The sequence below is a fragment of the Arthrobacter sp. P1_B11 genome (genome assembly GCF_056406715.1).
On sequence record NZ_JBFTZQ010000024.1, the window covers coordinates 44643 to 67841 of the forward strand.

Consider the following 23199-nt stretch of genomic DNA (forward strand, 5'->3'; position numbering starts at 1 on the left):
TGCAGTACTGTCCCTCGTATGACTTACGCCACACCAGCCCATGACGTCGTTCGGATCGCAAGAACCGAGACAGCATCGACCCTGTTCATCAACGGCGCATGGGAGCCAGCCGCCTCCGGCGCTGTGCGCGCAATCCGCAACCCCTCCGATGGCGAGTCGGTGGCCACAGTGTCCGAGGCCGGCAGGGAGGACGCCGAACGCGCCATCGCCGCAGCCCGTGCAGCCTTCGACTCCGGCGTCTGGTCCTCCGTGCCGGCACCCGAGCGCGGCACCTTCCTGCTCAAGGTCGCCGCCGGACTACGCGAACGCCGTGAAAAGTTCGCCCGCGCCGAGTCGCTGGACACTGGCAAGCGAATGGTCGAAAGCCGCATCGACATGGACGACATTGCCGCCTGCTTCGAGTATTTCGGCAGGCTCGCCGGGCAGCAGGCGGGCCGCATGGTCGACGCCGGGAACCCCACGGTCGTCAGCAAAATCGTGTACGAACCCGTGGGCGTCTGCGGCCTGATCACCCCGTGGAACTACCCCCTGCTCCAGGCGGCGTGGAAGATCGCGCCCGCGCTGGCCGCCGGCTGCACCTTCGTCCTCAAGCCCTCCGAGCTGACCCCGTCCACCAGCATCCTGGCAATGCAGCTGCTGCACGACCTTGGCCTGCCCGACGGCGTCGCCAACCTCGTGACCGGCCCCGGCGCGGAGGCGGGCGCCCCGCTCTCCGAACACCCCGCCGTCGACCTCGTCTCCTTCACGGGCGGGCTGGAAACCGGCAAGCGCATCGCGGCGGCCGCCGCCGGCACCGTCAAGAAGGTGGCACTGGAGCTTGGCGGCAAGAACCCCAACGTGGTGTTCGCGGACGCGGACTTCGACGCCGCCGTCGACAATGCCCTGAACGGCGCGTTCGTCCACTCCGGGCAGGTCTGCTCCGCGGGGGCGCGGCTGGTGGTGGAGGAATCGATCGCCGAACGCTTCGTGGACGAGCTGGTCCGCCGTGCCCGGGACATCCGGCTGGGCGGCCCCTTTGACGACGCCGCCGAAACCGGGCCGCTGATTTCCGCGGCCCACCGCGACAAAGTCCACGCCTATGTCCAGCGCGGCATCCAGGAGGGTGCGCGGCTGCGGACCGGCGGTGCGGCGCCGCAAGGAGAAAAGTACGACGGCGGTTTCTACTACCAGCCCACCATCCTGGACCGTGTCCAGAGGGGAATGTCGGTGGTGGTGGACGAGGCTTTCGGCCCGGTGGTCACCGTGGAGACGTTCCGCACCGAGGACGAGGCCGTGGTCACTGCCAACGACACCATTTACGGGTTGGCCGGCGCGGTCTGGACCCAGGATGCCGGCAAGGCGCAGCGCGTGGCATCCCGGCTGCGGCACGGCACCATCTGGATCAACGACTACCACCCCTACCTCCCCCAGGCCGAGTGGGGCGGCTTCGGCCAGTCCGGCGTCGGCCGCGAGCTGGGCCCCACGGGCCTGGCCGAATACCAGGAAGCCAAGCACATCTACCAGAACACCAGCCCGCAGGTAACCGGCTGGTTTGCTGACCACGGCAAGGAGAACTAGATGCACTACGACAACATCGACGACGTCACCGAGCGCGGGTTCGACTACGTCGTGATCGGCGGCGGATCCGCGGGTGCCGCCGTCGCCGCCCGGCTGAGCGAGGATCCAGACGTGACCGTGGCCCTCGTGGAGGCCGGCCCGGATGACCGCAACCTGCCCGAAATCCTGCAGCTGGACCGCTGGATGGAGCTGCTGGAGTCCGGCTACGACTGGGACTATCCGGTGGAACCGCAGGAGAACGGCAACTCCTTCATGCGCCACGCGCGCGCCAAGGTGATGGGCGGCTGTTCCAGCCACAACTCCTGCATCGCCTTCTGGGCACCCCGGGAGGACCTGGACGAATGGGAGTCCAAGTACGGTGCCACCGGCTGGAACGCCGACGCTGCCTGGCCCCTCTACAAACGGCTGGAAACCAATGAGGATGCCGGGCCGGACGCACCCCACCACGGGGACTCAGGGCCCGTGCACCTGATGAACGTGCCCCCGGTGGATCCTGCCGGCGTCGCGCTCCTGGACGCCTGCCAACAGACGGGCATCCCCCGCACAAAGTTCAACACCGGCACCACCGTGATCAACGGCGCCAACTTCTTCCAGATCAACCGCCGCGCGGACGGCACCCGGTCGTCCAGCTCGGTCTCCTACATCCACCCGATCGTCGACCGCGACAACTTCACACTGCTCACAGGCCTCCGCGCCCGCCAGCTGGTGTTCGACGCGGACAAGCGCTGCACCGGCGTGGACGTGGTGGACTCCGCGTTCGGCCGGACCCACCGGCTCTCCGCGCACCGCGAGGTCATCCTTTCCACCGGTGCCATCGACTCCCCTAAACTGCTGATGCTCTCCGGCATCGGCCCGGCAGCGCACCTGGCCCAGCACGGCATCGAGGTGCTGGTGGACTCCCCCGGCGTGGGCGAAAACCTGCAGGACCACCCCGAAGGCGTGGTCCAGTTCGAGGCCAGGCAGCCCATGGTGCAAACGTCCACCCAATGGTGGGAGATCGGCATCTTCACCCCCACCGAGGACGGCCTGGACCGCCCGGACCTGATGATGCACTACGGTTCCGTCCCGTTCGACATGAACACCCTGCGGCACGGCTACCCCACCACGGAGAACGGCTTCAGCCTCACCCCGAACGTCACGCACGCCCGCTCCCGCGGCACCGTCAGGCTGCGCAGCCGCGATTTCCGCGACAAGCCCATGGTGGATCCGCGCTATTTCACGGATCCCGAAGGCCACGACATGCGGGTCATGGTGGCCGGCGTCCGCAAGGCCCGCGAAATCGCCGCCCAGCCCGCCATGGCCGAATGGACCGGCCGCGAGCTATCCCCCGGCGTCGAGGCGCAGACGGACGAGGAGCTGCGGGAGTACATCCGCAAGACCCACAACACCGTGTACCACCCGGTGGGCACGGTCCGGATGGGCCCGGCCGACGACGGGATGTCACCGCTGGATCCCGAGCTGCGGGTCAAGGGCGTCACCGGTCTGCGCGTGGCGGATGCCTCCGTGATGCCTGAACACGTCACCGTCAACCCCAACATCACCGTCATGATGATCGGCGAGCGCTGCGCCGAGCTCATCCGCACCGGCCACACCGGTGGCGCTGTAAGGAAAGAGGTGGAGCTCAGTCCGTCCTTCGCCTGAGAGGCAAGTTCCGGAGGCTATTGATTTCACCCGCATCCAATGGCGGCCGCGGGTTGCATCGAGCGTACTTTTCTGACTTAGGAGTTCACATTTTGGAACCCAGCAAGAGTATTGATTCAAGCGGCATGGACGAATTTGGCTACACCCAGACCCTGGACCGGAGCATCGGCAAGTTTGCCAGCTTCGCCGCAGGCGTCAGCTACATCTCCATCCTCACCGGCGTCTTCCAACTGTTCTATTTTGGTTTTTCCATGGCCGGCCCGGCGTACGCCTGGTCCTGGCCCATCGTCTTCGTCGGCCAGCTGATGGTGGCGCTCTGTTTCGCCGAGCTGGCCGGCCGCTACCCCGTTGCGGGATCGGTCTACAACTGGGCCAAGCGCCTCGCGTCGGGGACCTCGTCCTGGCTGGCGGGCTGGCTGCTCCTGCTCTCCTCCATCATGGCGCTCGGATCCGTGGCGCTGGCCCTGCAGATCACCCTGCCGCAGCTCTGGTCCGGCTTCCAGTTCGTCGGTGACGGCACCGGCCCCTACGACTTCGCCATGAATGGCGTGGTGCTGGCCACCATCATGATCACCATCTCCACCCTCATCAACGCGTTCGGCGTGAAGCTGATGACCAGAATCAACAGCATCGGCGTCTTCGTGGAGCTGACCGCGGCCGTCCTGCTGATCCTCGCGCTGGCCTGGCATGTTGTGCGCGGCCCGGAGGTCTTTTTCGAAACCAACGGCTTCGGCGAGGGCCACGATCTCGGCTTCTTCGGCGTCTTCCTGATCGGCGCCATGGCGTCCGGCTACGTCATGTACGGCTTCGACACCGCCAGCTCGCTCGGGGAGGAAACGAAGGACCCCAAGCGCACGGCACCCAAGGCCATCCTGCGCGCCGTCACTGCCTCGTTCCTGCTGGGCGGGCTGATCCTGCTCTTCGGCATCCTGGCCGCACCGGACCTGGGCGACCCGCAGGTGGGGGCTGCCGACGGCGGCCTCCAGCACATCGTGCTCTCCGTTCTGGGTGGACCATTCGGCAAGGCGTTCCTGGCATGCATCGTGGTTGCCGTGGTGGTCTGCACGCTGGCCGTCCACGCCGCTGCCATCCGCATGATGTTCGCCATGGCCCGGGACAACAACCTGCCGTTCAGCCGGCAGCTCAGCAAGGTGGATCCGGTCCGCAGGACCCCGAAGGTCGCGGCGATCGTGATCGGTGTCATGGCCGTCATCCCGCTGCTGGTCAACGTCATGCAGCCGGCCATCTTCACCATCCTGTCCAGCATCAGCATCGTCCTGATCTACCTGTCCTACCTCCTGGTCACGGTTCCCCTGCTGCGCAAGCGGCTCCTGAAGCAGTGGCCGCTGCGGGATGAGCAGTCCGAAGCCGGGTTCACAACAGGCAAATGGGGACTGCCCGTGAACATCCTGGCAGTCCTCTGGGGCGGGGCCATGACCGTGAACCTCATCTGGCCGAGGCCGGAGATCTACAACTCGGTGCCGCCGTTCGAGTGGTACCTGCAGTGGGGCGGCGTGATCTTCGTGGCCGCCGTGATCATTGGCGGGACCCTGCTCTACCGCCTGAAGATCCGCCACCAGACCGGGGTGCTGGCCGAGCACGCCGCGGCAGTCGCAGCACATCCGTCGTCGGGCGCCGCGCAGTACGGCGCCGCGCAGTCCGAAGCCCCGGAGGATGCGTCCGCAGTCAAGATGGCCGCGTCAGAAGCTTAGTAACGCCCCCGGAAGGGTCGACGACGGCACCCGCCTTACCGCCGCCGTCGGCCCTTTTGCGTCAGTGGCCCCCGCGCATTTGAGAGACCTAACGTCACACAACGCGAACGCGTCCGGATCCGGACAAGGAACGCCCTACCCTTGACACGTGACTTTGACTAAGATCCGCACCGCCGCCGCGAGCTCCCTCGCCGCCGCAGGTCTCCTGTTTACCCTCGCCGCCTGTTCCACGCCGGCCGCCACCCAGCCAAGTACCTCTGCCCCGGCGTCGACGGCAACGGCTTCATCCAGCGCCGCGGCCGGACCCTGCGCCGGCGTGAAGGTCATCGTCGATTCGGGCGCCCTGAAGCAGGCTGCCGCTGACACATCCGTTTGCGTGCCCGTCGACGCGGCGACTCCCGCTTCCAAGGTGCTCGAGGAGGCAAAGGTGAAGACTGAGGGCACTGCCCAATATCCCAAGGAACTGGTTTGCCGCGTGAACGGTGTGCCCGCCGCGGACTTCGACATCGCCCACAAGGGCGGCACGTACCGGGAAGACTGCGGCAAGATGCCCGCCGCCTTCGCCTACTGGGCTCTCTGGGTGAAGCCGGCCTCCGGCGCCTGGGCATACGCGCAGGAAGGCCTCGCCACCCTGAAGGTGAGCCCCGGCCAGAGCCTCGAGCTGCTTTACACGGTGGACGGCGCACCGGCCGCACCCGCGGCATGACCTTTCGACCCGCGCCGTTACGCGCAGCGGCGGCTCTCGCCGCCGTCTTCATCGCGGCGCGGGTCATCTACCGCATCCTTTTCAACGGGGCCGGCATTGGTGAGCCGGTCCTGTTCAGTCTGCCGGCGGTGCCGCTGCCCGCCCCGTACGCCCATGTGGTCCTCCTCGGTCCGGTAACGGCGCCTGGCCTGCGGGAGGCGGTCCTGTCCGCCCTGCCGATTGCCGGGATGATCCTCGGTTTCGGCCTGCTCAACGCTTGGGTGGACGTGGCCCGCGGTTTCGTGCACCTGGCCCGCGGCGGCCCCCTGCAGGGATTGGCCCGGACGCTCGTGGTGGCCTGGGCGGCACTCCCGGCGCTCTCCGACGCCGTGGCCTCCGTACGCCTGGCCTTTCGGTTGCGGGGCGAACGCTTCGGACCCCGCGCCCTTGTGCCCGTGCTCGAGCGCACCCTTGAGCACGCCGGCCGGGTTGCCGCGGCCCTGGAGTTGCGCGGCTTCGGGAGCCGGGCAGCCCATCAACCCGGCCGCGGTACCGAGGCACCGCTTCTGGTCCGGGACGCACAGTTCCGCATCGGCGACGCGCAGGTGCGCGTCGCCGGGTTCACGCCGTCGAGCGGGTCAATAACGGTCATTACCGGGCCGACGGGCTCCGGCAAGTCCACCATCCTGCGAGGCATCGCCGGCCTGCTCTCACACGTTGACGGTGGAGAAATTTCCGGCACCGTTAGCATCGCCGGAACGGACCGTGCCACTGCGCCGCCCCGCGATACCGCCCGCGTCGTCGGCGTCGTATTACAGAATCCCCGCGCCGCCTTCGCCACCACTCGGGTCCGGGACGAAATCGCCCTCGCACTTGAGCTGCGCGGCATGACATCCACGACCGCCAAGGCCCGGGTCCTGGAGGTCGCGCAGCATATCGGAGTGTCGGCGCTGCTGGACCGGAATGTCAGCACCCTCTCGGCGGGTGAGGCAACGCTCGTGGCCATTGCCGCCGCGGTGGTGGAGCATCCGGCCCTGCTCCTGGTTGACGAGCCACTGGCCGACCTTGACACCGCGGCACGCGGACACGTCATCGCCGTGCTCAACGCCCTCGCCCGCGACGACGGTGTCTGCGTCATCGTGGCGGAGCACCGGGCGGAGCGGCTCGTCCCGGTTGCCGACTCGTGGTGGACCATCGACGACGGCGCCCTGGTGCCGGGTGCTGCACCATCCGCTTCCCCGACGGTTGCGCATCCAACGCCCGTTGCAGATACCGGGCACGTGCCCGTCCTGACTGCGACAAATCTCGCGGTGCACCGCAAGGGCACGTCGCTCGTGCGCGACGCATCCCTGACCCTGCACCGATGTGAAGTGGTGGCCCTGGTGGGGCCGAACGGGGCCGGAAAGTCGTCCCTCCTTGTGGCGCTCGCACTGGGTGAGGGTACAGCCGGTGAAGGCACTGTCGACGGCGGAACGGTCGACGGCGGCCGCGTCGCCCTCGTCCCGGATGCCTCGGATGACCTCTTCACCAGGGATACGGTGGCAGCAGAGCTCCGCGCGGCGGATCGGCGCCTTACGCGCCGAAAGAACGGCGGACAGCCCACGCTTGGCGCCGCGGCATCTCGTCTTGCCCGTTTGCGGGGAGACGTCCGGATTCCCATTGGACATGAGCATCCGCGGGATCTCTCTGCAGGAGAGCGCAGGATCCTTGCCATCGCGCTGCAGACCATGGACGACCCCCAGGTACTCCTGATCGATGAGCCCACTCGCGGACTCGATCCTGCGGCGCGCACAGCAGTGTCGGCAGCGCTGCGGGCGGCAGCGGACGACGGAGCGGCGGTCTTGATCGCCACCCACGACCTCGACTTTTCCCACGGCCTCGGCGCCCGGATCCTGCAGATGAGTGACGGCGTCGTGCCCTCTTCTGTGCCGGCCAATGCACCTGAACCGCCCCTCCCGCTTTCCCGGCAAGCGGGTACCGGACCAAGGCCGCGGGCCATCGAACCAGCAGACTCCCCGGGAGCGGAAAGACGGCGCCGCATCCGGATGCCGCGGGGCGTCGAGCTGGCAGTTCTCGCAGCTGCAAACCTTCTGGCTCTCGCAGCATTCTGCTGGCCTTTGCTGGCGGCGGCCCTTCCGGAGGATGCCGCTGCGGCCCTCCCGTACGCGGCGCTGGCCATTGCGCCGCTCGCCGCCGTCGCCGTCGTTGTCTGCATGGACGGGTCGGTCCGTTCCGCACACACGGTGGCGTTGCTCGGCGTCCTGGCCGCCGTAGGTTCCGCGGTGCGGGTGGCGAGCACCGGCGTCGGGGGCGTGGAGGCAGTCTTTATCCTGCTGATCTTGGCCGGCCGGGCGTTCGGTGCCCGTTTCGGCATGCTCCTCGGCGCCGCCACCATCGCCCTCTCAAGCGCCTTGTGGGGTGGCATCGGGCCGTGGACACCGTTCCAGATCTTCGCCTGCGCGTGGGTGGGCGCGGGGGCCGGCTTGCTTCCCCGGCGGGTGCGGGGCAAAGCCGAACTGTGGATGCTGTGCGGCTACGGCATCCTGGCGTCCTACCTGTTCGGCCTGCTGACCAACCTGTGGTTCTGGCCCTTCGCGGTGGGCGCCGGCACCGGCATCTCCTACGTGCCGGGCGCGCCGCTGGGCACCAACCTCAGCAGCTTCCTGCTCTACTCGCTGGTGACGTCGACGGCGGGCTGGGACACCTTGCGTGCCATCACCACGATCGTCGGAATCGCCGTCGTGGGGCGGGCCATTCTCGCCGCACTCCGGCGAGTGAAGCCGGTCTCCAGCCTGGACAGGCAGGCCGGGCAGGCTCATTCCACCCAGGCTCCATCGACGCAGGGCAGGGACCGACACCAACTCACACCTTGAAGTACTTCGCCTCCGGGTGGTGGAACACGAACGCATCGGTGGACTGTTCGGGGTGCAGCATCAGCTCATCGCTCAGGACCACGCCCATCCGCTCGGGACGCAGCAGTTCCGTTACCTTGCGGCGGTCCTCCATGTCCGGGCACGCGGGGTAGCCGAGCGAGAACCGCGCACCGCGGTAGTCGAGCTTGAACAGGCCGGCCTTGTCCTTCGGCTCCTCGGCCGCAAAACCGAGCTCCGAGCGGATGCGTGCATGCCAGAATTCCGCGAGCGCCTCGGTGAGCTGCATGACCAGGCCGTTGAGCTCGTAGTAGTCGCGGTAGTGGTCGCCGGCGAAGAGCTTGGCAGTCACCTGGTCGACATTGCCGCCGGCGGTGACCAGCTGCACCGGCAGGACGTCCACCTGCCCCGATTCGCGCGAGCGCACGAAGTCGGCGAGGCACAGGTGCCGGTCGCGGCGCTGGCGCGGGAAGTCGAACCGCAGCCGCTCGGTGCCGAGCGGACCGCCTGAGCCGCCGTCGGGGGCGAGCAGGCCTGCGGTGCCGAGGACGCCGTCGCGGTCCTCCCCGTGGTGCAGCACCACCACCTGTTCCCCCTCGGAAACCACCGGGAAGTAGCCGTACGCGACGGACGCGTCAAGCATTCCCTCGCCGAGGATGCGGTCCATCCAGTACCGCAGGCGGGGCCGGCCCTCGCGTTCCACCAGTTCCTCATAGGAGGCGCCGTCCTCGCCGCGGCCCGGCTTGAGCCCCCACTGCCCCATGAACGTGGCGCGCTCGTCGAGGAACGCCCCGAAGTCGTGGAGCGAGACTCCGCGCACGATGCGGGTGCCCCAAAACGGCGGCGAAGGCACGTGATTGTCGGCGGCGACGTCGGAACGGCCGGGCATTGCCTCCGGCTCGGTCACCTTGAACTTCGGGCCTCCTTTATGGATCCGCTTCTTCAGGGCGGGCAGGCCGACCTCCGCGGGGTCAGCGCCGCGGGCCACCTGCACCAGCGGCTCCATGAGGGACAGGCCCTCGAAGGCGTCCTTCGCGTAGCGGACCTCGCCCTCAAACTGCCCCGCGAGGTCCTGCTCGACGTAGGCGCGGGTCAGCGCCGCGCCGCCGAGGATGATCGGCCACCGCTTCGCGAGGCCACGGGACTGCAGCTCCGCGAGGTTCTCCTTCATCACCACGGTGGACTTCACGAGCAGGCCGGACATGCCGATCACGTCGGCGTCGTGTTCCTCGGCCGCCGCGATGATGTCGGCGATCGGCTGCTTGATGCCGAGGTTGATCACCTTGTAGCCGTTGTTGGTGAGGATGATGTCCACCAGGTTCTTGCCGATGTCGTGCACATCGCCGCGCACGGTGGCGATCACCATGGTGCCCTTGCCCGAAGCATCCGACTTCTCCATGTGCGGCTCGAGCAGAGCGACGGCGGTCTTCATCACCTCGGCGGACTGCAGCACGAAGGGCAGCTGCATCTCGCCGGCTCCGAACCGCTCGCCCACAACCTTCATGCCTTCGAGCAGATAGTCGTTGATGATGCCGAGCGGGGTTAGTCCCTCGGCGCGGGCCAGGTCCAGGTCCTCTTCGAGGCCCTTGCCTTCGCCGTCGATGATGCGCCGCTCCAGGCGCTCGCCGGTGGGCAGCGCCGCGAGTTCCGCGGCGCGCTGGTCCTTCAGCGCTGCGGTGTCGACGCCGGCGAACAGATCCAGCATGCTGGCCAGCGGGTCGTACGTGAGGTTGCCGTCGGCGTCGTATTCGCGGCGGTCCCAGACGAGGTCCAGGGCCACCTTGCGCTGCTCCTCCGGCAGTGAGGCGAGCGGCACGATCTTGGCTGCGTCGATGATTCCGCTGGTCAGGCCGGCCTGCACGGCCTCGTGCAGGAACACCGAGTTCAAGGCCATGCGCGCTGCCGGGTTCAGGCCGAAGGACACGTTGGAGACGCCGAGTGTTGTGTTGATGCCGGGGTACTTCGCGGTGATCTGGCGGATGGCTTCGATGGTTTCGATGGCGTCCCGGCGGGTTTCTTCCTGGCCGGTGGCGATGGGGAAGGTCAGGGCGTCGACGATGATGTCCTCGACGCGCATCCCCCATTCGCCCACCAGGGCGTCGACGAGGCGCGAGGCGATGGCCACCTTGCCCTCGGTGGTGCGTGCCTGGCCGTGCTCGTCGATGGTCAGGGCGATCACGGCGGTGCCGTGTTCCTTCACCAGCGGCATGATGCGCGCGAAGCGGCTGTTCGGGCCGTCGCCGTCCTCATAGTTGACGGAGTTGACCACCGGGCGTCCGCCGATGTGTTCGAGCCCGGCCTGCAGGACGGGCGGTTCGGTGGAGTCGATGACGAGCGGGAGCGTGGAGGCCGACGCGAATCGTGAGACGACCTCCTTGATGTCGGCCACGCCGTCGCGCCCCACGTAGTCGATGCAGACGTCGAGTAGGTGCGCGCCCACACGGACCTGCTCGCGGGCGATGTCGACGCAGTCGTCCCAGCGCTCTTCGAGCATCGCCTGGCGGAACGCCTTCGAACCGTTCGCGTTGGTGCGCTCGCCAATGGCGAGGTACGCGGACTCCTGGTCGAAATTCACATGGTGGTAGAGGGAAGCGATGCCCGCTTCACGCTCGGTGGGAACGCGGCTGCCGTCGGCGCCCCTCCCGCCGCTGGTGACAGCGGCGCTGGCGCGCAAGGGCGCAAGACGTTCGACGACGGCGGCCATGTGCTCCGGCGTCGTACCGCAACATCCGCCCACCAGGCCCAGGCCGAATTCCCGCACGAACTGCTCGTGCGCGGTGGCGAGTTCGGTGGGTGAGAGCGGATAGTGCGCGCCGTTGGCACCGAGGACGGGCAGGCCAGCGTTGGGCATGCAGGCGATTGCCACGGAGGACTGCTTCGCCAGGTGGCGCAGGTGCTCGCTCATCTCGTCCGGCCCGGTGGCGCAGTTCAGGCCGATGGCGTCGACGCCGAGCGGCTCGAGCGCGGTGAGGGCCGCGCCGATCTCGGATCCCATCAGCATGGTTCCGGTGGTTTCGACGGTCACCTCGACGAAGATCGGGAGCCGGATGCCGCGGGACACGATCGCCTGCTTGCAGCCGTTGACCGCGGCTTTGGTCTGAAGGAGGTCCTGGCTGGTTTCGATGAGGAAGGCATCCGCTCCCCCGTCGATGAGGCCCTCGGCCTGCAGGGCGAAGGTCTGCTTGAGGTAGTCGTAGGTGGTGTGGCCGAGGCTGGGGAGCTTGGTGCCCGGCCCCATGGAGCCCAGGACCCAGCGCATCCGTCCGTCTGCTTTTTCTGCTGCTTCCGCACGTTCGCGGGCGATCTCCGCGCCCTTGCGCGCAAGCTCTTCGATCCGGTCGTCGATGCCGTAGTCCGAGAGGTTGGACCAGTTGGCGCCGAAGGTGTTGGTTTCGACTGCATCGATGCCCACCGCGAAGTAGGCGTCATGAATGTCCGCGAGGACATCCGGCCGAGTGGCGTTGAGGATCTCGTTGCAGCCTTCCAGCCCCAGGAAGTCGTCCTCGAGCGACAGCTCGCGCCCCTGCAGCATGGTGCCCATCGCCCCATCGGCAATGACGAGCCGGTGGTTCACGGCATCCAGCAGCTCCTGCGAACGGACGGGGCGGGGAACGGACTCAATATCAAGCGCAAAACGAGGCATCTAAACAGACTACGGCGGGGCTCGAAACATTGCGCCGTGTTTTCCATGTACTACGACGGCGAGTGGTGGGCCGGGAGGTGCTGCTCTGCTTCCCGCGCCACAGCGTCACAGCGTCACAGCGGAATTCGACACCCTGCCAGCATGAGCACTCGTGATACGTTTGCGCCGATCGGCGACCTTCCGCGGATCAGACGCCCGGCCAACTCCGCCTTGATCGCCGCGGACATTGGCTCCTTGGCGCAAGTTGCTGCATGCAGCCGCAGCCAATTGCCCGCCATGCAGGGTGGGAACCGCATCGGTTAGGGCACGTGGAGGAATCCCGGGAGGCGCCGATAACCGGTCTTCCGTAAAGCTCCCGGGCTGAACGGGCCCCCAGCTTGCTTTCAGCCCCCGCTGCGGCCTGTGCGGCCTTCGTGAATGACGGCTTCTTGACGTGTGCACAGAATCACATTATCGTTGACCCTAATCCTTTAGGTAACGCGAACGAGAGTTCGCCGAGCCTTTCCCCTAAACGATTAGGAGGCGATCGAGCAAATGGCAAAGAAACCCACGTTGCGGGACCTGAGCGAAGTGACGGGCCTGTCTTCCTACACGGTTTCCCGGGCGTTGAGCAACGGCGCGGATGTCTCGGACGCGAGCCGGAAGCTCGTGTTGAAGGCCGCCCGGGAGCTTGGTTACGTTCCGAACCGCGCTGCGCAGGAACTCCGCAAGAAAACGCGCAGTTCCATCGCCGTCATTACGGCGAGTACCTCAAACTACTACTACCTGGACCTCATGAAGGGCATCCAGCGGGTCCTGCGCGGATCCAACCGCAATGCCGTCGTGGCAGACATCGCCGCGGAGGGCGTCTACACGGCCGAGGTGGAAGATGCCACTGTTCAGGACCTGATCCAGTCGCGGACTGCCGGCATCATCACGACACTGACGTTGAGCACGGAAAACATCAAACTCCTCGAAAGCTGGGACATCCCGGTGGTGTTCGTGGACTCGGCACCACCGGTGGACGCGACTCGAGTTCCGAGCATCCTGACCGACAACTTTGCGGCCAGCATGAAAGCCGGAGCGCATCTGGCCCAGCACGGCTATACGGACTGGCTTTTCCTGGCCTATCCGGGCCGCTGGTCCACCCGTGCAGAGCGGGAGCGCGGCCTTCGCGAGGCTGCCGCCAAGCACGGCGCTTCACTTCGGGTGCTGGAGACCGAAAACGACTCCGAATCGGCGCATCGGTCGCTATCGGCCTACCTGGATGCTCCCGGACAGGCCCTGCCGAGGGCGATCATTGCGGGAAACAACCCCCTGCTCCACGGTGTCCTCACCGTGCTCCAGCAACGCGGGATCGCTGTTCCCGATCAGGTGGCACTCATTGCCTTTGACGAGTTTGCCTGGGCCCCCTTGCTGGATCCGCCGCTGACGGTGGTGGATGAGGACAGCGAATCCATCGGCGTTCTCGCCGCCCAGACGCTGACCCGAATCCTTGACGGACAAATCGATGCCGAACGGCGCGGTGTGGCTCCTACACCCGACTACCGCCCCGAGGACCGGCGGGAGGTGAGCGCCGACCTGATCGTGCGGCGGTCCTGCGGCTGCTGAGGCAAACCTGGTTCGACAAAAGGTGATCCCGCCGACGGTGATCATGTTCGAACCGAACCGAAAGATCCCGGCCCCAAAGGGAGCCGGCACAACACCAACCAATTATTTCACCGACCTGACCGGCTTTACGACGGCCGGCAGGTTCCGGTTCAAAGGAGATCCGACAATGAATCAACTCGCCAAGAAGTCCGCAATCTTCGCCGCCAGCGCAACACTGGCCGCGCTCAGCCTGACCGCCTGCAGCTCCGGCGACGCGCAGCCCGCTGCCAATAAGCCGAAGAAAATCGAGAAAATCGGGCTCATGGTCCAGGACATGTCCAACCCCTTCTTTTCGGCCATGGACAAGGGAGCCAAGGAAGCCGCCGCGAAGATCGGAGCGACGTCCAACACCCAGGACGCACAGCTTGACCTGGCTAACCAGAATTCCCAGATCGACACCTTCATTCAACAAGGCGTGAACCTGATCGTCATCAGTGCCGTGGATGAAAGCGGCATCCAGCCGGCGATTGAACGGGCGAAGCAGGCCGGGATCATCGTCATCGCCGTGGACACCCCGGCCAAGAGCGCCGATGCAGTGGTGATGACCAACGCCGTCCAGGCCGGCGAAAAATCCTGCCAGTACCTGTTCGAGCAGATGGGCGGCAAGGGCAACGTTCTCATGGTGGACGGAACCCCGCTCCAGACGATCCGGGACCGGATCACCGGATGCAAGAACGTCGTGAAGAAATTCCCCAACATCAAGGTTGTCGGTCAGCAGGCCTCAAAGAACGACCGCGCCTCCGGACTTGCCGTGACCACCGACATGCTCACTGCCACCCCGGATGTTCAGGGGATCTTCGGCATGAACGACCCCTCGGCCCTCGGCGCGGTGCTGGCGGTCCAGCAGGCCCACAAGGGCGGCACTGTTAAGGTCACCGGCGTGGACGGAAGCCCGGAGTCCGTGGCCGAACTCAAGCAGGCCGGATCGCCCTTCATCGGGACCGCTACGCAGAACCCCGCCGAGATGGTCCGCAAGGCCGTCGAGGTCGCCCAGAACATCATCGACAACAAGCCCCCGACGGAGACCACGATCCTGATTCCGAGTGAACTGGTGACCCGGGACACCGTTAGCCAATACAAGGGCTGGTAACGCTCCACCATCCCTGTGTGGGGCCGCTGAACTCCCGAAGCCGCCCCACACAGCCGGACCGAAAATAGGCAACCATGACCACAACACCCTCCCCCCAGCAGCTGCTACAGCTCGAAGGCATCACGAAACGCTTTGCTGCCACGCTCGCGCTGAACAACGTCCAATTCGACCTCCGGGCCGGTGAAGTACACGCCCTGATGGGCGAGAACGGCGCCGGAAAATCGACCCTGATGAAGATCCTGGCCGGGAACGTTGCCCGCGATTCGGGCCGCATCCTGATGGACGGCAACGAAATCGACATCCGCTCCCCGCAGGAGGCCGTGTCCCATGGCATCGCCATCATCCACCAGGAGCTGAACACCGTTCCGGCGATGACGGTAGCGGAAAATCTGGCCCTCGGACGTGAACCGGTAACCCGGTTCGGAGCACTGGACCGGCGTGCCATGATCTCCCAGGCCCGGGAAAAGCTCGCCCGGGTCGGCGCACGGGTCGACCCCCGCCGAGAGCTCGGCGAGCTCAGCATCGGCATGCAACAGATGGTTGAAATCGCCCGCGCCGTCAGCGAGAACGCCCGAATCCTCGTCCTCGATGAGCCAACGGCGGCTCTTTCACGCACCGAAACCCTCCACCTTTTCGCGATCATCAACGAACTGCGCGCCTCCGGAGTCGGCCTCGTCTACATCTCTCACCGCATGGAGGAGGTCTGGGAACTTGCCGACCGGGTCACCGTCTTCCGCGACGGGACATACGTCGGCACCCGGGAAAAGAACGAGATCAGCCCGCCCGACGTCGTACGGATGATGGTCGGACGCAACCTCGATGACCTGTACCACCACGACCGGCACAGCCCAGGAGACGTCATGCTGGACGTCAAGGAGCTCACCGACGGAGCCGGCATCGGGCCGGTCAGCTTCCACGTGCGCTCGGGCGAAGTGGTCGCTCTTTCCGGGCTGATCGGGGCCGGGCGCACCGAAACTGCACGGATGATCTTCGGCGCGGACCGGTCCCGCGGCGGAACGGTCACCGTCCAGGGCAAGGTGGCATCGGCGTCGAGCCCTGCCCAGGCGATCGCCCGGGGAATCGCCATGGTTCCCGAGGACCGCAAAGACCAGGCGTTGTTCGTGTCCCATACCGTGGAGGACAACATCGCCGTCAGCTCCCTGGGCAGCCACGTTAACGCCGGGGTGCTCCAGCGGGCCAAAATCCGGACGGCGGTGAAAAAGCAGATGGAACGCCTCCATTTGCGGCAGAACGCGCTGCGCCTGCCGGTCAGCGCACTTTCGGGCGGCAACCAACAAAAAGCGGTCCTGGCCCGCTGGCTGATGCGCAAATCCGACGTGCTCATACTCGACGAGCCCACTAGAGGTGTGGACATCGGAGCGAAGAGCGAAATCTACGAAGTCATCAATGACCTGGCCAGGGCCGGCAAAGCAATCCTGGTCATCTCGTCGGATCTGCCCGAAGCGATCGGCATCAGCGACCGGCTCCTCGTGATGCGCTCCGGCCGGATCGTTCACGAACTAAACTCCCGCACCGCCAGCGAAGAGGACGTTATGTCCCACGCGACCGGTACTGCAGCACAGACAAACGGAGAATTCCATGACTAACAAGGCCCTCAACTCACAGGACGCCGACGTCCGGCCAGAGGCAGCACCGCCGCCCCGTCGCGGCTTCGACTTCGCGTACTGGTGGGACCGCGTCGGCATCCTCGTCGTCCTGGTCGCACTCGTGGCGCTGATGGTAGTCATCGCGCCAAATTTCGCGAGTGTCAACAACCTGCTCAACATCGCCCGGTCCATCTCGATCAACGCGATTCTCGCCGCCGGAATGACATTCGTCATTCTCGCCGCCGGCATCGACCTCTCCGTCGGCTCCATCCTGGCCGTCGCGGGCGTCGCATCGGTCATGACCGGCATTGCCGGACTGCCTGCACCCGTAGCGATCCTGGTCGGCGTCCTCACCGGGGCCGCCGCCGGACTGATCAACGGCATGCTCAGCGCCTACCTGTCATTGGCCGCGTTCATCGTCACCCTCGGCACCATGACATTCCTGCGCGGCGCGGCATACACCATGACCGACGGGCAGCCCATCGTCTCCAACACCCTCAATTTCCGGGATGTCGGCAACGGGTACATGGCCGGGATACCGGTCCCCGTGGTGATCATGGTCATCGTCTACATCGTGGCGTGGTTCGTCCTGGAGCGCACACGCTACGGCCGGCACGTATACGCCGTTGGCGGCAACGCCGAGGCCGCCAGACTCGCCGGCATCAACGTAAAGCGCGTCCTCACCTCCGTCTACGTCATCGCCGGGGCCTGCGCCGGGCTCGCAGGCGTCATCTTCTCCGCCCGGGTAGTCTCGGCCCAGCCCACGGCCGGCACCGGCTACGAGCTCGATGCCATTGCCGCAGTCGTCCTGGGCGGCACCAGTCTTATCGGCGGACGAGGCCGGATCTACGGCACCCTGATCGGTTCGGTCATTCTCGGCGTCCTGAGCACAGGCCTGATCCTGATGAACGTCCAGTTCTTCACCCAGCTGCTGATCAAGGGCCTCGTCATCATCCTGGCAGTGGCCATCGACAGCCTGAAACAGCGCACGCTCCGCATGCCGTGGTCCCGGGCCATCGCCGCCCAGACACCGGCATAAACCTACTCCCCACGCAGCAGAACAGCTACCCCTGCCCAGCCCGCCACCAAACCCGGCTTTTACGGGAGCAAGGTGGGGCAGGCAGCCCGCACCCCAAATCAACCGAGAGGAACGCCCGTGGCTCTGCCCACCATCGTCCTGAAGGACACCCTTCCCGGCCGCCGGACCAACGAACCTGTGACCTTCACCGTCGACTCTGAACTGCAGGAGGACCTCTGGACGGCGACCACCAACACCGGAGAAACCCTCACCTGCCAGCGACTGCGCGCCAACCCTGTGCCCGGCAAGACAAGCTTCATCACGGTCGCGACCTTTGAGGGAAGCGTCGAACTCACGCTGACCGGGCCGGCAACTCGACACGTTGAGGGAATCACGGAACGGGAACCCGTTGAACCCGACGCCTTTGTCCGCCTCGACACCGGATACTTTGACCTTGAAATGTGTTCAGGGACGGCCGAGGGCACGGGCTCTTCCAAATGGGGCCTGCGCCACTTCGCAACCCTGAAGGAAGGCATTGATCTGCTGCCCTCGGGCAACAACGCCATCGGCGGCTTCTACGGGCCCTTCTTCACACCCGAGAATGGCCTCATCAACCCGCCGGAGCACACCACCGTCGACATCGAAATCATTGAACGAGGCCCGGTCCTGCACCACTACCGGATGAACGGCACCATCCCGGACGGCTTGCTCGATGAACTCAAAGGCAAGACATTTTCCATCGACTGGAAATTCACCCACGGCACCCCGTACTTCACGCGCAGCTACCGTGTGGACGACTTCCAGACCGTCATCAACGGGCGCTCAATAACCAACAAAATCACCGTCGGCGATGAATTTGAGGCCGGCCAGGGCGACGTCGTCTTCGACCGCTTCCAAGCATACGGCGGCACCCGATACCGCGCCGGGGACCCTTACGCGGCCGAACTCGCAAAAATGGTCGACGAAACCATCGTCACCTCAACCTCAAACACCGCAAAATTCGAGGAATTCCGCCGCCAACTCAGCGGCAATATTGAAGCCGCCCACTGGGACCTCTACTGGCGCCTCTTCAGCAGTTGGGAAGGCGCCTTGGACAACAATGAGATCCGCAAGCGCCTCGCCCGGGTCCGGGCAGACTCACACGTGCTCGCGGATCTGCCCGACCGCCAGTGGGCCATCACCGAAGCGCCCGTCGACGTCTCAGCCCTGCCTCACGAAACCATCTTCCCGGGACCAGCATCTAAGACCGCAGAATTCCACTCGGAACTCGACAGAGCCATGATCTGGTGGACGTCTGCACCGTCTGGAGCCTTCCAGATTGTCCAGCGCCGCCAATCCGGCTGGGTCAACTGGGGAACCAACGGCGAGAACGAGTGCCCCGAACTCCCGGTAGGCGTCCAGATTAAGACCGCTTACGGCATGTTCACCGACAGCTGGGAGCACGTGGCCGACCAATTAGAGACTGCACCCACGGCCCACCGGGCATGAATCGTCAAGGCATGGTACCCGTTTCTCAAGACGAAATGGGCTCCTCGCCAGCGGGGGGGGGAGACCCCCAGGACTCCTGTGCGCCCGCGGCTGTATCGCCACCCTCGGCCCTTGGCAACCCGCCAGCGCGACGACACATTGGCCGACACCAGCAATGCACGAATGGCAATAGGGGAACTGACCACGGAAGATGACGAATCCTCCCGCCAGCACGGGCCGCCCCATCCTGAAAGGAACCACAATGCCGCCCACTCCACTCCATGCCCGCCAACTGACCGTCATCGGCGAATCACTCGTGGACATCATCAGTAACCCATACGAAGCGGGAACCGAGGCCCTCACACGCCCGGGCGGAAGCCCCCTAAACGTTGCGATCGGCTGTGCACGCCTGGGCATGACGACCAACTTGGTTACGCATTACGCGGAGGACCGATACGGGCGGATGGTTGAGGACCACCTGATCTCCAATGGGGTAGCCGCCCTCGTCGGCGGGTCTGCCCCGACGAGCGTTGCTATGGCCACGCTCGACCGTGCTGGAGCCGCCCGCTATAGCTTTGACATCAGCTGGGACCTCGACGGCGACTCCCTTCCAGCACTGTCAGCAGTCGAGAGCTCCCACCATGTCCACACTGGTTCGATCGCCACTGTCCTCACTCCGGGCTGCGACACTGCCTACACGCTCGTAGAAGCTGCCCGCAGACATGCCACGATCAGCTACGACCCGAACTGCCGACCCGCGATCAGCGGGGATGCTGACCACACCCGCCGGGACGTCGAGCGTTTCGTCGCGGCGAGCGATCTCGTCAAGGCCAGCGACGAGGACCTGGAATGGCTGTACCCGTACAGGACGCTTGATCAGACCGTGGAGGCATGGCTTGAGCTGGGACCAGCCATGGTGGCCATCACCTGCGGCGCAGTCGGTCCGGCCATAGCCACCGGCCAGACGGTGGTACGGTTGCCGGCCCGGAAGGTTGAGGTGGCTGATACCGTCGGGGCCGGCGATTCCTTCATGGCCGGACTGCTTGCTTGGCTGGACATGAGGAACCTTCTCGGCGCCGACGCCCGGAACAAATTGAGGGATCTTTCTCCCCAAGAACTTCGGAACCTGCTTGACTACGCCAACAGGGCCGCGGCCATCACCTGCTCCAGGCCCGGCGCCGATCCCCCCTGGGCACAGGAGCTGAGCAGCGAAGCATTCATGGGCCCGTCAAATTACAAGTACGTACGGTGAACCAGACGGCAGCGCCAATGGCCGACGCAAATGAAAGCATTGACCGCGGCGTAAAGGCCTATTCCGGGGCGGGGGGAACAGCCAGGCCAACGATGCGGGATGTGGCTGCCTTGGCTGGTGTGGGCATCAAAACCGTTTCCCGCGTCATCAATGATGAGCCCGGTGTTTCCGATGCAACCCGCCAGAAAGTGCTGGAGGCCGCGCAGCGGCTGCACTACCAGCTGGACATGGCAGCCCGGAGCCTGCGGCGGGCGGGCCGGGAGACACTATCCATCGGTCTGCTGCTTCCCAGCGTTGCTAACCCGTTTCATGGACAGATCCACCGGGCTCTGGCGGATGTCCTTGCAACCCACGGCATAGCGGTCCTGTCGGCAAGCCTGGATGATGACGCTGCACGGGAAGAGGCGCTGGTCACTGCGTTTCTTCGGAGGCGCGTGGATGGGCTGGTTCTGACCCCGATCGCCAAGAGCCAGGGGTACCTGGTGCCGGAAAATTCCAGGGACCTTCCGATGGTCTTCATCGACAGGGAACCAGTCGGTGTCGACGCCGATGCAGTGGTAAGCGATAACGCTGTGGGCGCGGCCAGGGCCGCCGCACACCTCATTTCCCAAGGGCACACCAGGCTCGCATATCTGGGGGGCCGCACCGATATCCAGACGGCCCGGGAGCGACGGCGCGGGTTTGTCGAGGAGCTGGGACGCGCAGGTATTTCCACCGGCACCGTTCCTTTCCTGGAAGGACTTCGTGGCGGGGAATCCGCCCGGACCGCTGCCAGAGAACTCCTGACCGGCGATGACCCGCCGACTGCCATTTTCTCTGCACAGATTCTGGTCACCTTCGGTGTCATGCAGGCTTTGAAGGAGCTGGGGCTGAGCAAGGCTGTGGCCCTGGTCGGGTTCGGCGACTTCACCCTCTCGGACATGTTGGACCCCGGCATAACGGTTGTCGCCCAGCACCCCGAGCACATCGGCCGAGTCGCCGCAAAACGCATTCTGGCCCGGCTCAACGGAGACCGGCAGGAACCGCGGACCCACATTGTTCCCAGCGAGCTGGTCCTCAGAGGATCAGGGGAAATTCCGCCGCCCCGCCTTGACCGGTGAGCGTACGGCGCCACCTCCGACGACGGGCAGGCTTCGAGGCCGCCGAGAACCGCTAGAGCACGACTTCAAATGACGGCGTATCGGGTTGACGTAATCACTCCTGTCAGCGGCGTTTCCGGATGCCCCGCCTGTCATCCTCGCCTACTTGAGACCCTAACGGAGGCAAACTCGGTGTCACGCACAGCCCCGCTTGCAGGCACTCCCCAGCTTGTTTTCAAACGCTGGTGGAGAATGAAGCCGTGAATGGGGGTAGCAATCGGACATCAGGGGACGCTGAACTTCGGAGCTATGTGGGAACATCGCGGCCCAATGCAACAATCGACAGCCTGATAGTCACAGCGGAACTGCTAGGACTTCGTGCCGCTAAAGACGTCCACGACCGCCGGATGGTCGGCGCTCTTCACCTTATTCGAACCAAGCTGCTTCCGGCAGCCGCGACCCCGTCGGCGTAGGGGTTGCGAGGCTCTCTACTCCGCCACCAGGTCGGACGGCAACTGGGCTTCGGGTCCCGCCTCGCCGCCCATAGCAGCGACCAGCCGTTCACGGGCGCGCCCAAGATGGACGTCGAGCAGCCGGGCGGCTTCGTCACCGCGGCCTTCCTCGATTAGTTCCAGGAGCCTCTGGTGCTCGGCTTGGATCAGGGCTGTGTCCAGAAGGTGCAGTGACTGCACCCGGGACATGCACAGGCGGACTTCCCCCACCAATGACAGGTACATCTTGCTGATGCGTTCATTTCCGACGGCGTCGATCAGGCTAGTGTGGAACCGCATGTCCGGCTCCACGACGTCCAAGGGCGCACCAGTATTCAACGCAGCTATGTCGTTGTTGGCCTGCACAGCGGCCGCCGGCACCGTCCGGGTGGATGCCAGCCTGCGGAGCACTTCACTCTCCATGTAGGCCCGGGCGATATAAATGTCGCGGACGGATTCCGGCCCCAGGTCGGCAACTCGCGCGGTCTTGTGCACGCCCCGGACCAGCAGTCCCTCGGCTACAAGCTTCTCGATGGCAGCTTTGGCAGTGGGCCTGGCTACCTCGTAAGAGGAGGCGATGTCGGTCTCGGTGAGGGCCTGGGAAGACCCGAGGTCCCCTGCAAAAATCCGGACCCTGAGGTCCGAGGCGATCGCCTCTACGATCGACACAGCTGCAATACGGCCGGACACTGGACTCCGTTTCTGGGCGAACCCTTTTTCTTAATCTTGCCAGACAATAAGATCTTGTGGCCTTGACTGGCATGTGTACTTGTTAGACAATCGTTGGGCGCTCACACCGATGTGACGCCTCACACAATCTGGAGACTCATGTTTCAGCAGATCCTCGACCCCATCGCCGGATCCCTCTTGCTCTCGGCCCTGTGCGCGGCCCTTCCCCTGGTCCTTCTCTTCGTCGCGTTGGGCGTCTTTCGGGTCAAGGCAGCCAAGGCGGCCGTAGCCAGCCTGGTCCTGTCCCTGCTCCTCGCCGTCCTCGGCTGGCGCATGCCCCTCGACCAAGCGCTAAGCGCAACCGCCGCGGGAATCTTCTACGGCCTCTTCCCCATTCTGTGGATCCTGGTGAACGCCCTGTGGATCTACAAGCTCACCGTGGCCACGCCCTGGTTCGAAGTCCTCGGCCGGACCATCCGGTCCATTTCCAACGACCTGCGCATCCTCTCCATCCTGATTGCGTTTTGCTTCGGCGCCTTGCTTGAATCCCTTGCCGGATTCGGCGCACCCGTGGCTATTTCCGCTGCGATGCTGATGGCCGCCGGCATGAAACCGCTCAAGTCCGCCGTTGTCTCGCTCCTTGCCAACACAGCCCCGGTGGCCTTCGGTGCCATGGCTGCTCCCATCATTGCCCTGAACGGGGTCACCGGCCTGCCCTTGCACGATCTGTCCTCGATGGCCGGCCGGCAAACACCCTTTGTCGCCCTGATCGTGCCGCTGCTGCTCGTC

At 65.6% G+C, this 23199-nt stretch carries 15 protein-coding genes; 13 read left to right on the top strand and 2 right to left on the bottom strand.

Annotation, left to right across the window (positions count from 1 at the left end):
• The first annotated feature begins 18 nt into the window (after window positions 1-18).
• The 5 genes from AC1D14_RS17230 (at window position 19) to AC1D14_RS17250 (ending at window position 8468) form a co-directional block, all read left to right on the top strand.
• Entirely contained in the window at window positions 19-1557 is a 1539-nt protein-coding gene (locus AC1D14_RS17230; protein ID WP_476968873.1) for an aldehyde dehydrogenase family protein, read from the top strand.
• The gene (locus AC1D14_RS17235; RefSeq protein ID WP_476876799.1) at window positions 1558-3198 is read left to right on the top strand and encodes a GMC family oxidoreductase; all 1641 of its coding nucleotides are present in this window, start codon (window positions 1558-1560) and stop codon (window positions 3196-3198) included.
• Between the two features lie 125 nt (window positions 3199-3323).
• Window positions 3324-4910 carry an APC family permease gene (locus AC1D14_RS17240; RefSeq protein ID WP_476968883.1) on the top strand — a complete coding sequence of 529 codons (1587 nt, stop codon included), beginning with the start codon at window positions 3324-3326 and terminating at the stop codon, window positions 4908-4910.
• A 148-nt stretch (window positions 4911-5058) separates the two neighbouring features.
• Complete coding sequence (locus AC1D14_RS17245; protein WP_476968874.1) at window positions 5059-5616, top strand: hypothetical protein; 558 nt, start codon at window positions 5059-5061, stop codon at window positions 5614-5616.
• Window positions 5613-8468: an ATP-binding cassette domain-containing protein gene (locus tag AC1D14_RS17250; RefSeq protein WP_476968875.1), complete on the top strand. Its 2856-nt coding sequence runs from the start codon at window positions 5613-5615 to the stop codon at window positions 8466-8468. The genes AC1D14_RS17245 and AC1D14_RS17250 overlap by 4 nt, the downstream gene beginning before the upstream one ends.
• Here the strand turns inward: AC1D14_RS17250 and metH are convergent.
• The gene (gene metH / locus AC1D14_RS17255) at window positions 8458-12108 is read right to left on the bottom strand and encodes a methionine synthase (RefSeq protein ID WP_476968876.1); all 3651 of its coding nucleotides are present in this window, start codon (window positions 12106-12108) and stop codon (window positions 8458-8460) included. The genes AC1D14_RS17250 and metH overlap by 11 nt on opposite strands.
• Window positions 12109-12642: 534 nt before the next feature.
• On the opposite strand from metH, the gene AC1D14_RS17260 reads away from it, so the two are divergent.
• The 7 genes from AC1D14_RS17260 (at window position 12643) to AC1D14_RS17290 (ending at window position 21271) form a co-directional block, all read left to right on the top strand.
• The gene (locus AC1D14_RS17260; protein WP_476968877.1) at window positions 12643-13698 is read left to right on the top strand and encodes a LacI family DNA-binding transcriptional regulator; all 1056 of its coding nucleotides are present in this window, start codon (window positions 12643-12645) and stop codon (window positions 13696-13698) included.
• A gap of 166 nt (window positions 13699-13864) precedes the next feature.
• Window positions 13865-14827 carry an ABC transporter substrate-binding protein gene (locus AC1D14_RS17265; protein ID WP_476968878.1) on the top strand — a complete coding sequence of 321 codons (963 nt, stop codon included), beginning with the start codon at window positions 13865-13867 and terminating at the stop codon, window positions 14825-14827.
• Window positions 14828-14901: 74 nt separating this feature from the next.
• Window positions 14902-16434, top strand: coding sequence for a sugar ABC transporter ATP-binding protein (locus AC1D14_RS17270; RefSeq protein WP_476968879.1), 1533 nt, complete (start codon window positions 14902-14904; stop codon window positions 16432-16434).
• Complete coding sequence (locus AC1D14_RS17275) at window positions 16427-17473, top strand: ABC transporter permease subunit (RefSeq protein ID WP_476968880.1); 1047 nt, start codon at window positions 16427-16429, stop codon at window positions 17471-17473. The genes AC1D14_RS17270 and AC1D14_RS17275 overlap by 8 nt, the downstream gene beginning before the upstream one ends.
• 117 nt (window positions 17474-17590) lie before the next feature.
• Window positions 17591-18940, top strand: coding sequence for a hypothetical protein (locus tag AC1D14_RS17280; protein WP_476882259.1), 1350 nt, complete (start codon window positions 17591-17593; stop codon window positions 18938-18940).
• A gap of 241 nt (window positions 18941-19181) precedes the next feature.
• Window positions 19182-20171: a carbohydrate kinase family protein gene (locus AC1D14_RS17285; protein ID WP_476882260.1), complete on the top strand. Its 990-nt coding sequence runs from the start codon at window positions 19182-19184 to the stop codon at window positions 20169-20171.
• Window positions 20172-20263: 92 nt separating this feature from the next.
• Window positions 20264-21271, top strand: a complete 1008-nt coding sequence (locus AC1D14_RS17290; RefSeq protein WP_476968884.1) for a LacI family DNA-binding transcriptional regulator — start codon at window positions 20264-20266, stop codon at window positions 21269-21271.
• A gap of 467 nt (window positions 21272-21738) precedes the next feature.
• On the opposite strand, the gene AC1D14_RS17295 is transcribed toward AC1D14_RS17290, so the two are convergent.
• Window positions 21739-22431 carry a GntR family transcriptional regulator gene (locus AC1D14_RS17295; RefSeq protein WP_476882261.1) on the bottom strand — a complete coding sequence of 231 codons (693 nt, stop codon included), beginning with the start codon at window positions 22429-22431 and terminating at the stop codon, window positions 21739-21741.
• A gap of 138 nt (window positions 22432-22569) precedes the next feature.
• Between AC1D14_RS17295 and AC1D14_RS17300 the strand changes: the two genes are divergently transcribed.
• Window positions 22570-23199, top strand: a 630-nt coding sequence (locus AC1D14_RS17300) for an L-lactate permease (protein WP_476968881.1), incomplete at its 3' end; no start/stop codon positions are given.